This is a genomic window from Stenotrophomonas sp. YJH_SMC_36 (assembly GCF_059369935.1).
In genome coordinates, this window is sequence record NZ_JCAFTD010000001.1 from 708239 (window position 1) to 720965 (window position 12727).

Sequence of the window (12727 nt, forward strand, 5' to 3'; positions counted from 1 at the left end):
CATAAGGCACGAGGCCACTTGACGGGTGACACCTGCGCTGCTCTAATTGTGCAACTATGCCATAGGAGCCCCTGAACGAAGTTCAGGGGCTTTTCTTTTGGAGGATCTAATGCTTCTGACCGCCTCGACAATTCAGCAGGCGGTCGGCTGCAGTGCGGCCGTGGCCGCCCAGTGGGCCCAGCCCCTGACCGACGCCTGCACGGCGTTCGGCATCAGCACCCCGAAGCGAGTGGCGGCGTTCCTGGCGCAGGTCGGTCATGAGTCGGCGAGCCTGACCCGGACCGTCGAGAACCTGAACTACGGTGCGCAGGGCATGGCCGACACCTGGCCCGGCCGCTACGCCGTTGACCCCAAGGCCAAGCCGAGGAAGCCGAACGACCTGGCGCGCGCGCTGGAGCGGAAGCCGGTCATGATCGGCAACAACGCGTATGCCAACCGTCTCGGCAACGGCTCGGAGGCGAGTGGCGATGGCTACCGCTATCGCGGCCGTGGTCCCATCCAGAACACCGGCCGTGCCAATTATGCGGCCATCCGCGACGCTTTGCGGGCGAAGGGCATCAAGGGCGTGCCGGACTTTGAGGCCCAACCCGAGGCGCTGGAGCAGCCGAAATGGGGCGCACTGGCGGCCGGTGCATTCTGGGATGCCCGATCCCTGAACAAGCTGGCTGACGCCGGACGCTTCGACGAGATTACCGACCGGGTGAACGGCAGCCAGACAGGCGCCGCTGATCGCAGGGCGCGCTATGCGCGCGCGCTGAAGGTGTTGGCCGCGTGACTGAGCCCGTGAGCAGCCTCAAGACCATCGTCGCGACGTTCACCGCGGCTGTTGTGGCACCGGCGACAGCTGATGCGCTGCGTGAGGCCGAACGAGTGATCCTCGGCGTACCGCAGTCCGTGCTGCTGGTTGCCATGGCGGGAGCGCTGATCGGTGTCCTGCTGCTGCCGGAGAAGGACGCGGAGCGGGTGGCCGCAGACGCGAGCCGCCGGCGGGGTCATCGCCTCCTGCAGACGGCCGCGCGCTGGGCCGCCCTGGCTGTGGCGGTCGTCGCCTACGCGATCGTGGCCGCCTGGGTCATCGCCGTTGCCGCGTCCATCTGGCCGGCGCTGGCGGGCGCCCCGCAGCTGCCCTTGGCCGGCCTTTCCGGTGTTCTCATCCGCCGGCTCTTGCCCGGCTACGTGCGCATGGTGGAGCGGGCCACCGGTGCGATCGGAGGCGATAAAGCATGAGCGTACTGATTCGATTCTTTCGCGCACTGTGGAAGCTGATCGTCGGCGCTGCTGCCGACGCGCTGGAGTGGCTGGGCAAGCCCGGAAGCAAGGTCAAGCTGGTGTGCGCTGTGCTGGCCTTCGGTTGCATGGTGTCCGGGCTGACTGCCTGGGAGAAGGAACAGAAGATCCGCGACCTGAGCGCCCAAGTGATCAAGGTCCGTGCCGACTGGCAGGCTGATGCCGCCCGACTGCAGGCCGACGTGGATACGCGAGATCAGCGCCTGGCCGAGGTCGCCGCCGCACTGAGGGCGGAAGCCGAGAAGCTGCAAGCCCTGCGGGACGAGAGCGCCGAGGCACTGCGGGCCTTGGCCGGCAAGGTCGAAGCGTCCGAGAAGGAGGCTTCCACCTGGCGCAGCCGCTATGAACAGCGGCCCGATACATGCAAGGCAGCACTGGAGCTGCTCGATTCCGCCTGCCCGGAACTGAAGGGATACTGACATGCGCGTAATTGTGGTTGCTACCGCGGCGCTGCTGGCTGCGTGCCAGGCCGCACCTACCAAGCCGAATCCGCCGCCGGCAGCCGTCATCAGGGTCCAGGTGGCCACCTACGTCCCAGTCGACCCCAAGCTGCGCAAGCGCTGCAAGTGGGTGAAGGAGGCACCGCAATCGGCGGTGTTTGACGTGAGCAACGGTCGGAAGCGATGCCTGCAGCAATACGAGGCACAGTTCGACGCTATCGACCAGATTCAGGGAAAGCCGGTTGGGCAGTAGGGAAGCGGAGCAGAATGGAGGCGGCGGTTCTATCGCCGCCTCCTAGGTCAGTCGATCCAGACCTCGTTGTCTGCGTCCCAGATCAGTGCACCAGTAGCGACGGACGCCACGAGCCTTGCGCCGTGCACGCAATCCGCTCGGTTCTTGTAGCCCTCACCACTATCCGCGACGACTCTCCCGTTCTGCGCATACAGGCGCCAACGGAACTCATTTGCTGTGTCCTTGTAGATAACGAACTGCTTAGCAATGGCTGCCACGTCGTTCTCCTTATGACCGGAGTGGTCGAGGCGAATGTATTGGACCGCGAGCGGGCCTCGCCACGGGAAACCCGGTGGATAACCTGTGGACATCGTGTGGGCGGGGCCCCTGACGGGGATCGCACCTACCGGGGGGGATTCGGACCCCGGTCAAAGACGGTATTTCGGCCTTCAGGGTGATCCACCACAGGCCATGGTTTTCGCGGATTTTCTCGGGAGAAACCGCAAATTTTTGCCTGAATAGGTTGTGCATCGGGTAGGACATGGCTGACATCCGCGAATTCACTCAAGGCTGGTCCGTGGCCCGCCTGGCGGATGAGTTCGGCATGGACCGTCGGACGGCCAGTAAGCGGCTCAAGGAGGCGGGTGTCCCGCCGCTGACGAAGCGCGCCGGTCATGACGTCTACCGCTTGGCCGATGCTGCGCCCGCGCTGGTCGCCGTAGGCGGCGCCGCGATCGGCCCGGAGGGCGTGGTCGATCCGCGCGATCTCCCACCGATGGAGCGGCGGGCGTACTACCAGTCGGAGAACGAGCGACTGAAGGTGGAGACCACGACCGGGCAGCTGGTGCCAGCGGCCGAGGTCGAGTCTGACTATGCCGAGCTGGTGAAGAAGGTCGTCCAGTTCTTTGACACCTTGCCGGACGTGCTCGAACGCAAGGCCGGGCTCACGCCCGAGCAGGTTGTGAAGGTCCAGGACGAATGCGACCGGGTGCGTCAGTCCATGTACGAGGGAATCACCGATGACGACATACGCGACAGCGCGTAGCGTCCGCCTCGGTGTTGCCGAGATGATCCGACCGCCACGACGGATCAGGGTCAGCGAGGGCGCGAAGGTCCTGCAGGTCGCGAACGCTGCTGGCGCGGCCGGTTCCTGGGACCCGGACACGACGCCTTACATGGTCGAGCCGCTGGATTCGACAGGCAGTCGGCACTTCGAGGCCGTGGTGTTCGTCGGGCCGGCACGCTCGGGCAAGACGATCTCGCTGATCGATGCTCGGCTGGCATACCTGATTACGTGCAACCCGGCCGACGCCATGGTTGTGCAGATGTCCAAGGATGCTGCAGAGGACTTCAGCAAGACACGCATCGCGCGCAGCATCGCCGCCAGCCCCGAACTGCGATCGAGGCTCAGCCCGAGGGCACACGACGACAACATCCTGCTGAAGTTCTTCCGGTCGGGCATGTCGCTGCGCATGGGATGGCCATCGGTCTCCGTGCTGTCGGGCAAGGACATCCACGACGTGCTGATGACGGACGTGGACAACTACACCGGCGACCTGGCGATCGATGAGTGCTTCGGCCTGGCGCTGAAGCGCACGCAGACCTACATGTCCGCCGGCATGGTGGTAGCCGAGTCCAGCCCGGCGACTGATTACACCGACGGTGCCTGGAAGCAGAACCACCCCCACCAAGGTCCGCCGGCTGCCGGGATTGCGGCGCTGTATGCCCGTGGAGACCGGCGGCGCTGGTACTGGCCCTGTCCAGAATGCGGGGAGCGGTTTCAGGCGGCGCCGGGCTACGAGGGTTTCGCGCTGCCTCCGCTTGAGGAACTGCTCGAGCGCGTCGTACTGGACGACGTGCAGAAGATGGCGCGGCGCTACTCGATGCTGCACTGCCCGAACTGTGGCGTTGGGCTGGAGCATCGGTGGAAGGAGGGCATGAATCGCGCCGGCGTCTGGGCGGCCGAAGGGCAGGTGGTGCACGCCGACGGCACAGTCACCGGAGAGCGGCCGCAGGCGCGCATAGCCAGTTTCTGGCTCGGCGGTGTAGCAGCCGCGTACCAGTCCTGGGAATCGTTGGTAGAGCGCTACCTTCAAGCACTGCGCACCTTCGCGACCACTGGCGAAGAGCGGCCCCTGAAGACGACGCACAACGTCGACGGCGCGATCAACTACGTCCCGATGGCCGCCCGCTCTGCCAGCGATCCATCGGAGCTGCAGGAGCGGGCGGAGGATTGGCCGAAGGGGACCGTCCCGCCGGGTGTTCGCTTCCTGCTGGGTGCGGTCGACGTACAGGGGAACCGGTTCGTGGTGCTGGTGCTCGGATTCGGAATCAACGAGTCTGGCCAGCTGGAACGGTGGGTTGTCGACTACTTCACCCTTCGCACCTCAAAGCGTGAAGACGGCTCGGGCGGCTTCCTTCCTCTGGACCCGCCGAAGTACCTGGAAGACTGGGAGCGGCTGGTCGAGAAGGTCATCCTCCGCCGTTATCCGCTGGCCGACGGCACCGGCCGCAGCATGCCTGTGTATGCCACTGGAATCGACTGGGGCGGAAAGTCGGGCACATCGGTGCGCGCCCTGGAGTTCTGGCGCTCGCTCAAGGCCCGCAAGCTGCATGCCAGAGTCAGGCTGATCAAGGGTGAGGCTCGCCGAGAGGGTCCTCTTTTCCGTGAGACCTACCCGGACAGCAGCAAGCGAAAGGATCGCAAGTCAGGCTCAAAGGGCGATGTGCCGCAGCTGCTGCTCAACGTGGACCGGCTGAAGGACACCGTCGACGCCAACGTGAAGCGCGCTGAGCCAGGTCCGGGCTACTACCACTTCCCGGACTGGCTACCCGAGGCGTTCTACGCCGAGCTGACAGCCGAGTCGCGGACGGCCAATGGCTGGAAGAACCTGGCCGGACGTCGCAACGAGGCGTTTGACCTGTGCGGCTATGACGAGGGCATGGCGCTCTGGCTGAAGGTGCCGGCAATCAAGTGGGAATCGCCGCCGGCCTGGGCCGCGGCATGGGACGACAACCCTGACGTGAGGGCGGATGACGTGGCACCGCCACCTCCGCCGCGCGCACGACCGCGCCGCGTCATTCGCAGTAAGTACCTGGGACGCTGATATGGCATTTACCGAGGATCAGGCCGTGGCGCTTGAACAGGCGATCACGGCCGGAGTGCTGAGCGTTCGCTACGCAGATCGCACCATCACCTACCAGAGCCTGGACTCGATGCGGCGGCTGCTCAAGCAGATGCGTCAGGAGCTGGGAATGGCGTCCGGCCAGCGGCGCAGGCCGCGCGTCGTGCGCCTCTACCAGTCGGGGTCCGGCAATGTCTGAGGCAATCGAAGGAGGCTACCGCGCGGCGGGCAACGGGCGGCGGCTGCGGATGTTCAGGCCGGTATCGCTGGGGCCCAATGCCGCGTTGCTCGGTCTGCCGACGGTGCTGGCACGCGCCCGACACCTGGCGCGCAATGACCCTTGGATGGTCAGTGCGCTGAACAAGAGCGTGTCCAACGGCATCGCCACCGGCATTCAGGCCAAGCCGATCTGGGGCAACGACGCGCACAAGAAGCGCACCACGAAACTGTGGTTGCGCTGGGGCAAGTACGCCGACGCCGATGGCGTGCTGGATTGGAGCGGACTGCAGGCGCTGGCCTGGCGGGAGTGGAAAGAGGCAGGCGAGGTGTTCGCACGCATCCGCTTCCGCCTCCCGGAGGACGGCTTGCCCGTGCCGCTGCAGGTCCAACTGATCGAGGCCGAGCAGTGCCCCCAGCACTACAACGGCGTAGCCAGCAACGGAAACGTGATCCGCCAAGGGATCGAACTGGATCGCATCGGCCGCCGCGTTGCCTACTGGATGTACCGGGAGCACCCCGGCGACCTCGCAGTGACGGTGAACGGCAACGAGCTGGTGCGGGTGCCCGCCGAGCAGGTACTGCACCTCTACCGCCCCAACCGGGCCGGCGCCATGCGCGGCGTGCCCGGCTCGGCGCCGGCGCTGCTGCGGATGTTCAACCTGGACCGCCTGGACGACGCCGTGCTGGAACGCCAGGCACTGGCCAACCTGTTTGCCGGCTTCATCACCTCCGACGCTGACGGCGAAGGCGAAGAGGGCGAAGCGGTCGGCGACCTGATCACGGGCGAGGACCCGGATGGGACGGCGCTCGGCGGACTCGAGCCTGGCACGATCCAGGAACTACCTCCCGGCCGAAAGATCGACTTCGCCGAACCGCCCGGCGCCGGCTCGGACTATGCCGAGTTCCTGCGCGGCCACCTGCTTGCGATCGCGGCCAGCCAGGACGTGCCTTACGAGGTCCTGACCGGTGACCTGCGCAACGTGTCTGACCGCGCGCTGCGGCTGATCCTCAACGAGTTCCGCAGGGTCATCGAGCAGGACCAGTGGCTCTACATGATCCCGATGTTCTGCCAGCGGGTGCGCGACGCGTTCTTCGATCAGGCGGTGTTGTCCGGTCTGCTCAAGATTCCGCGCTACGCCGCGCTACGCGATGACGTGACAGAGACCCTGTGGGTCCCGGAGGGGTGGCCGTGGAGCCATCCGGTGCAGGACGTCACCTCCGAGGTGAAAGCCGTCCGCGCCGGCTTCAAGTCGCGCACGAAGGTGGTTCTGGGTGCTGGCGAGGATCCGGAACAGGTCGACCAGGAGCAGGCCGCCGACAACGCCCGAGCCGATGCGGCCGGGCTGACCTACGACAGCGATCCCCGGCGCACGAACGCCTCCGGTGTGCGGCAGGACGACGAACCCGGCGCTCGCGGCGCCAACAACGATGAAGGGAATGACGATGACGAGTAAGCCTGGCCTGCTGGGCCGCCTCTTTGGTCGAGGCAACAATGCGCCGGTCGTGGCGTCCCTCGCGGCTGCGGTCCTGAATCAACCACTGATGGTCCAGTCGTCCATCGGCGAGGCGCTGATTGGCGGCTACCTGGAGGGCAAGATCACCAGCGCTGATAGCGTGCTGCGGGCTGATCGGTTCGAGGCGTCCGGGTCCGGAGGGTCGAAAGTCGGGGTGTCGCAGCCCCTTATCGGCGTGATCAACCTGTCTGGTGCCATGGTCAACCGGCCGATGCCGGGGGCGAGCGGGCCGGGACCGGTGAGCTACGCCCTGGTGCGCGACATGTTCGATGAGCTGCTCGGCGACGATTCGGTAACCTCGATCATCCTGCGCCTGGACACGCCGGGCGGAATGGCCTCCGGATGCTTCGACCTGGTCGACCACATCTATCAGGCGCGCGGCCGTAAGCCGCTGTACGCACTGGTGGACGATCACGCCTATTCCGCCGGCTTCGCACTGGCGACCGCCTGCGACGAAATCTGGGTAAGCCGCACCGGCGGTGTCGGCTCGGTGGGCGTGGTCGCCTATCACTATGACTGGAGCGGCAACAACGCGCAGATGGGCCTGAAGGTCACGCCCCTGTTCGCTGGTGCTCGAAAGGTCGACTTCAACCCCAACTTCCCGCTCAGCGAAGAGGCCGTGGCCGATGCGATGGCCGACCTCGATGGCCTGTACACGATGTTCGTGGACACGGTGGCGAGGAACCTGGGCATGGACACGGATGCGGTACGAGCAACGCAGGCGGCCTGCTATCGCGGCCAGGGCGCCGTCGATATCGGATTCGCCACCCGGCTGGGCACCTGGCATGACCTGATCGCGCACCTGGGCGCAGGTGAGGCGCCCGCGGCGCTTGGCGATGGCGCCGATTCCGTCGAAAGCGACCCGGAAGCCGAAGCGGACGCATCTGCTCCGGAGGCGTCGGCCGCGTCGATCCCAGCCGGACCCGACGGCGACCAGGCCGTGGCCACCGCAACCACAACGCTCGACGGGACGCTGGCTGGTGGCCAGAGGGCAGCTCTGGCGGCAGCAGTCGCCAGCAGTGACTTGCCTGCCGAGTTGGCGTTGGCGGTGCTGCGTCGCCCGTTGCAGCAGGGCGAATCAGCAGAGAGCGCCATCGAATACGCGGCGGCAGTGCAGGACGCCTGCGCTGCAGCGTTGCGGGGCGCTGACACCCTCGCGGCGAGCTTCATCGAGAAGAACACCGACCTCGACACGGTGCGTGCGCAACTGTTGTCGATGAAGGCCGAGGAAGGCCGCAGCACCCAGGTCATTACCGCGCATCCGGCCTCCAAGGCCGATCAACGAGCTGCCACGGTAAAGGCGCAGCTGGACCCCAACCACATCTACAAGAGTCGAGGTAACTGAGATGGAGATTTCCCTGGCCGGCACCCGTACCGGCGAATTCCTGCTTTCCGAAGCGAACGGTGAACGCAGCCGCCAGCTGATCCGCATCCCCGCAGGCCAGGGGCAGCTGCCGGCGGGCACGCTGCTGAAGGCCGACAACACTGTGGCCGCCAACGGTGCTGACGCGGTGAAGGTGCTCTACGGAGCCGTCGATACGGGCACGGACACCGATGCTCTGGCGGTGAAGGGCGCAGCGATTGCCCGAGACGCGGAGGTGTTCGGCGAAAAGCTGGTGTGGGCACCGGGCGTCACCGACGACCAGAAGCTGCTCGCGGCACAGAGCCTGGCTGAATCCGGCATCGTGACCCTGTGGACCCAGACCCCGCTGGCGTCGAACACTGCCACTCATCTGGAGTTCGTCTCCGTGCCGGTGACCGGCGAGGTCGGCGAGCCCCTGGGACCGATTGTTCTGCACGTCAAGGACGTGTTCGGCGCGCGTGTGACCGGCAGCACCGTCAGCGTGACCCTGGCCAAGGCGACCGGAACCGGAAACCTGACCGGCGGCGGCGCGAAGGCGGCTGTCGCCGGCGTGGTCACCTGGGACGCTGCCGAACTCAGCGCTGCCGGTGACTACACCCTCAAGGCGACCGCGCAGGATCTGGCCGAAGCCGTCACCGACACCATCACCATCGCGGCGGCCGCCGGCGGCTGACCCCGCCTTCATCGCTTCAACTCCTGGCCCCGCCTAGGCGGGGCTTTTTCGTACCCGATTCCAAGGAAACCACTATGGATCTGCAGACTCTCCTGGCCCTGGGCGTGCTGGGCTTCCACGAACTGAATGCACACATCAACAACCTGCCGCGAATCAACACGCGGATCTCCCAGATGGGCCTGTTTCAGGAAGATGGCCTGATCGGCACCAACATCGTCAGCATCGGCATCGAGGACAACAAGCTGGTGCTGGTGCCGAACGTCCCGCGTGGCGCTCCGGGTCAGCCGAAGGGTCTGGATCGCGGCCGTGTGAGGCTGCTGGAGACCACCCACCTGCCGCAGCGCTCCACCGTCGTGGCCGACAAGCTGCTGGGCGTATGGGACCCGGTCAACGACCCGGAGGGCACCAATGTCGCTTCGGTCGTGAACGGCCTGCAGGTCGTTCACAAGCGCGACCTGGACTACACCATCGAATACCAGCGCATGGGCGCGCTGCGCGGCAAGGTGCTTGATGCCGACGGGTCGGTCATCGTGGACTTCTACGAGGAATTCGACGTACAGCAGAGCGTGATCGGCATGGAGCTGAACAAGCCCGACTCCAAGGTCCGCTCGAAGACCGTGTCCATCAAGCGTGCGATCGAAACCAAGCTGGGCGGCGTTCCCTACAGCGGCGTGCATGCGTTCTGCAGCGCGGGCTTCTTCGATGCCCTGATCGACCATCCCGATGTCCAGGAAGCCTACAAGCGCTGGCAGGATGGCGCCGCGCTGCGCAACGATCTGCGCAAGGGCTTCGTCTTCGGCGACGTGACCTTCGAAGAGGTGCAGGGGAGCACCGGCGGCGATATCGCGATCCCGGACGGCGAGGCGATCGCGTTCCCGCTGGGCGTGCCGGACATGTTCCTGACTCGCTTCGCGCCGGCGGATTACCTGGAGACCGTGCGCACCCGGGGCCTGCCGTACTACACGAAGACGGAAAGGCTGCGTATGGACAAGGGCATCGAGCTGGAAAGCCAGTCCAACCCGCTGAGCATCAATACCCGCCCGGATGCGGTCATCCGCCTGAAGGCCGGCGCGAAGTAAGGCGCAAGCCTGGCCCGCTTCGGCGGGCCAGGCCGGAGGTCCCATGGCCCAGATCAGAATCGGCGTTGACCCCGACAACGCCTTCGGCCGACAGCTTACCGACTTGGAGCGGAGTCAGCTTCCCTACGCAGCGTCGCAGGCCGCCAACAAGGTTGCCTACGAGATCCGCGAGCGCTGGAAGCGCCAGGCTCCGCGTGTGTTCGACCGTCCAACGCCGCTGACCACCAACGCGGCGATGTACCGCAAGGCAACCAAGGACCGGCCCTACGCGGAAATCTACATCCGCGATGAAGCCTTCAAGGGGACGCCTCCAGCGAAGTACCTGCTGGCCGAGGTCGAGGGCGGTCAGCGCCGTCGGAAGGGCTTCGAGCGACTCCTGCAGAGCAGAGGTCTGCTGTCTCCGAGCCAGTTTGCGGTGATGGGCCGCGGTGCTCGGCCGAATCAGTACGGCAACGTTCCTGCGGGGCAGGTGACCAAGATTCTGTCCCAGCTGGGCGCGCAGCGGGACCGCTACCAGAACCAGACCCCGGCCAGCGCGAAGCGGCGGCGAACCAAGGCGCCCAGCGGTGGGGACTACTTCGTCATCACCAAGCGCCGCGGGAAGCTCCGGCCGGGCGTCTATGAGCGCATCAGCACCGGATGGGGCTCGGCGGTCCGCTCGATCTTTATCTTCACCAACACCGCCGCCTACCAGCCCCGTTACGACATCTTCGGCATGGCCGAGGACACGTGGAAGCGGCTCATGCCCTTCTACCTGAAGCGCGAGCTGGAGAAGGCGATGGAAACCGCGAGGCCACTGCCTTGAATCAGAAAGACTTCATGCAGCGCTTCGACGCGCTGGCGTTCAACTCGTTTCGCGCCGCCGGCGTCGCCGATGCGGCCCACTACATCAACGCCGACGGCACGGAGGTGCCGTGCACGGTGCTGCTGGATGAGGACGTTCAGCAGTTCAGCGGCGACGATCCGGCACCCGTGCCGGCGGGGTTCGACAGGATCACCCTGCAACTGAGCGAGGTCACGCCTCGCAAGGGCGGGGTCGTGGGCATCAGCGGCACGGGCCGGCGCCTGAAGCTTGTGCAGAAGCTGGCCGGCGATGCCTCGCGCGAACAGTGGGAGGTGGCTGATGCCTAGCCCTCGCCGACAGTTGCTCGAGGCCATGGGTCAGACGTTGCAGCAGATCAGCCTAAGCAACGGCTACCTGACTGACGCTGGCACCGGTTGGACGCTGGAGCCGGCGCCAGGCGACCAGGACACCACCGCGGTGCTGACCGCCATCATCGAGAAGCAGCAGCGGGCAACCGACGCTGCGCGGGTCCACACCCACCGCCTGACCACGGTCAGTGTCATCGCGAAGGTGCCGGCCGACACCGAGAAATACCAAGCGGTTCTCGATGACCTGGTTAGCGACATCGAATCGGCGCTGGAAAGCGCCCAGACAGCGCGCAACTACCCGGTAGGCATTCAGGTCCCGGTCTACGTTGGCATGGAACCGCTGATGCCGGAGAAGGCCGGCGCCGGGTGGGTCGGCGTCCTGCTTACCTATCAATCCAACATCCCCAAGAAGTAACCCGCCGCTCAGCGGCATATCAACTGGAGAGCCATCATGGCCGAAGATTACAGCTACCTGGGCAGCGGCATCATTCTGATCCGCGAGTGGAACAGCGGAAATCCGTTCGAAGAAGTCGGAAATGTGTCCGCCTTCAGCACGGCCCCCCAGACCAACGCCATCGAACTGGCTGACTACCAGAATCCGGGTGGTGGCACTGCCAACAGCGTCGACCGCGTGACCGCCTGGAACGTCAATTACACCTTCCACGACTTCAACCCGGGCAACTTCGCACGCGCCACCCGAGGCAAGGCATCCAGCATCGCCGCAGGCACCGTCTCCAATGAGCTTGTCGTGGCCACGGCGGGTGCGTTCGTACCGCTGTCTCGAATTGCGAGCGAAATCACGGCGGTCGTTCCGGTGTCCGGCACCGCGACCTTCGAGGCGGGGAAGGACTACCGTTTCGAGCGCGGCATGCTCTTCATTCCCCTGGGCTCCTCCATCCCGCCGCCCGTTAACGGGCAGCCGAACCTCAAGGTCAGCTACAAGAACGCCGACCTGGGGCATGTCGAGGCCGCCGTCACGTCGCAGAAGTTCTACGAGATTCAGTTCCATGGCACGAACGAGGCGCGCGGCGGCAAGGCCGTGCGGCAGGTGTGCCACAAGGTCTCCGGTGGCGTCATCGAGACCATGGGCCTGATCGGCAACGAGTTCGGCGCCGGCACGGTGGCGTGCAAGCTGCTGAAGGACGCCTCCAAAGCCACGGGCGACGATAAGTCCGCCTACTTCTACTGGCAGCAGGAGAAGTGACCATGGAAGGAATGGAGGTGGTCAACCCTCCGTGCCGCATCGTCCCGTTTCGGGGCGAGCGGCTGGAGGTGAAGCCGCTGCGCCTCGAGCAGCTGGGGCCGTTCATCTCGGCCTGTCGCACCACGATCGGTCGCATCGCGATGATCGCCGGCCTGCCCGAGGGTTCTTCCGCCGTCGACGTCGGTGCGCTCGTGCTGGACCTGCTCGAGCAGAACAACAGCGAGATCGCTGCGGCGTTGGCCGTCGCGGTCGATCAGGAGCCGCAGTGGATTGCGGCAGGCAGCCTGGAAGAGGTTGCCCAGCTGCTCGAGGCGGTGGCGGGCCTCAACAAGGATTTTTTTGCCCGCCGGCTGCGGAGAATGGTGGCGGCGATCAGAGAGGCGGTGAGCCTTCCGGCATCGCCGACATCGTCCAGTTCCTGATCTCTCGCGGGCACAGC

17 protein-coding genes are annotated in these 12727 nt (G+C 65.9%); 16 read left to right on the top strand and 1 reads right to left on the bottom strand.

All coding sequences use genetic code 11. The features are described 5' to 3' along the window. Positions 1-109: 109 nt before the first annotated feature. The 4 genes from AC5P76_RS03160 to AC5P76_RS03175 are packed head-to-tail and all read left to right on the top strand — an operon-like array spanning position 110 to position 1980. A complete protein-coding gene (locus AC5P76_RS03160) occupies positions 110-775 on the top strand; it encodes a glycoside hydrolase family 19 protein (RefSeq protein WP_495222643.1) in 666 nt (221 codons plus the stop codon). 8 nt (positions 776-783) lie between these two features. Further along, on the top strand, positions 784-1227 hold the full coding sequence (locus AC5P76_RS03165; RefSeq protein WP_253118718.1) for a hypothetical protein: 444 nt from the start codon (positions 784-786) through the stop codon (positions 1225-1227). Next, the gene (locus AC5P76_RS03170; protein WP_253118719.1) at positions 1224-1706 is read left to right on the top strand and encodes a hypothetical protein; all 483 of its coding nucleotides are present in this window, start codon (positions 1224-1226) and stop codon (positions 1704-1706) included. Before AC5P76_RS03165 ends, AC5P76_RS03170 begins: the two co-directional genes overlap by 4 nt. Before the next feature lies 1 nt (position 1707). Next, on the top strand, positions 1708-1980 hold the full coding sequence (locus AC5P76_RS03175) for a hypothetical protein (protein ID WP_253118720.1): 273 nt from the start codon (positions 1708-1710) through the stop codon (positions 1978-1980). 47 nt (positions 1981-2027) lie between these two features. On the opposite strand, the gene AC5P76_RS03180 is transcribed toward AC5P76_RS03175, so the two are convergent. After that, on the bottom strand, positions 2028-2237 hold the full coding sequence (locus AC5P76_RS03180) for a YegP family protein (protein WP_253118721.1): 210 nt from the start codon (positions 2235-2237) through the stop codon (positions 2028-2030). A gap of 263 nt (positions 2238-2500) precedes the next feature. Here AC5P76_RS03180 and AC5P76_RS03185 point away from each other — a divergent pair, with 263 nt between their 5' ends. The 12 genes from AC5P76_RS03185 (at position 2501) to AC5P76_RS03240 (ending at position 12710) form a co-directional block, all read left to right on the top strand. Next, positions 2501-3004 carry a DUF1441 family protein gene (locus AC5P76_RS03185; protein ID WP_253118722.1) on the top strand — a complete coding sequence of 168 codons (504 nt, stop codon included), beginning with the start codon at positions 2501-2503 and terminating at the stop codon, positions 3002-3004. Continuing rightward, positions 2979-5066 carry a phage terminase large subunit family protein gene (locus AC5P76_RS03190; protein WP_495222644.1) on the top strand — a complete coding sequence of 696 codons (2088 nt, stop codon included), beginning with the start codon at positions 2979-2981 and terminating at the stop codon, positions 5064-5066. Before AC5P76_RS03185 ends, AC5P76_RS03190 begins: the two co-directional genes overlap by 26 nt. A gap of 1 nt (position 5067) precedes the next feature. Continuing rightward, a complete protein-coding gene (locus tag AC5P76_RS03195) occupies positions 5068-5283 on the top strand; it encodes a phage head-tail joining protein (RefSeq protein WP_495222645.1) in 216 nt (71 codons plus the stop codon). Continuing rightward, complete coding sequence (locus AC5P76_RS03200; RefSeq protein WP_180876718.1) at positions 5276-6757, top strand: phage portal protein; 1482 nt, start codon at positions 5276-5278, stop codon at positions 6755-6757. The genes AC5P76_RS03195 and AC5P76_RS03200 overlap by 8 nt, the downstream gene beginning before the upstream one ends. Continuing rightward, positions 6741-8162 (top strand): S49 family peptidase, encoded by a 1422-nt coding sequence (locus AC5P76_RS03205; RefSeq protein WP_495222647.1) that lies wholly within the window; start codon positions 6741-6743, stop codon positions 8160-8162. Before AC5P76_RS03200 ends, AC5P76_RS03205 begins: the two co-directional genes overlap by 17 nt. A 1-nt stretch (position 8163) precedes the next feature. After that, positions 8164-8853 (top strand): head decoration protein, encoded by a 690-nt coding sequence (locus tag AC5P76_RS03210; protein WP_495222649.1) that lies wholly within the window; start codon positions 8164-8166, stop codon positions 8851-8853. Between the two features lie 74 nt (positions 8854-8927). Further along, complete coding sequence (locus tag AC5P76_RS03215) at positions 8928-9932, top strand: major capsid protein (RefSeq protein ID WP_495222651.1); 1005 nt, start codon at positions 8928-8930, stop codon at positions 9930-9932. 43 nt (positions 9933-9975) lie between these two features. After that, positions 9976-10737, top strand: coding sequence for a hypothetical protein (locus AC5P76_RS03220; RefSeq protein ID WP_253118728.1), 762 nt, complete (start codon positions 9976-9978; stop codon positions 10735-10737). A gap of 14 nt (positions 10738-10751) precedes the next feature. Continuing rightward, entirely contained in the window at positions 10752-11063 is a 312-nt protein-coding gene (locus AC5P76_RS03225) for a head-tail joining protein (RefSeq protein WP_495222653.1), read from the top strand. A 25-nt stretch (positions 11064-11088) separates the two neighbouring features. Beyond that, positions 11089-11499: a hypothetical protein gene (locus AC5P76_RS03230; protein ID WP_253118730.1), complete on the top strand. Its 411-nt coding sequence runs from the start codon at positions 11089-11091 to the stop codon at positions 11497-11499. A 36-nt stretch (positions 11500-11535) separates the two neighbouring features. Then, positions 11536-12288: a phage tail tube protein gene (locus AC5P76_RS03235; RefSeq protein WP_495222654.1), complete on the top strand. Its 753-nt coding sequence runs from the start codon at positions 11536-11538 to the stop codon at positions 12286-12288. Between the two features lie 2 nt (positions 12289-12290). Beyond that, on the top strand, positions 12291-12710 hold the full coding sequence (locus tag AC5P76_RS03240; protein WP_253118732.1) for a DUF6631 family protein: 420 nt from the start codon (positions 12291-12293) through the stop codon (positions 12708-12710). The last annotated feature ends 17 nt before the right edge of the window (positions 12711-12727 follow it).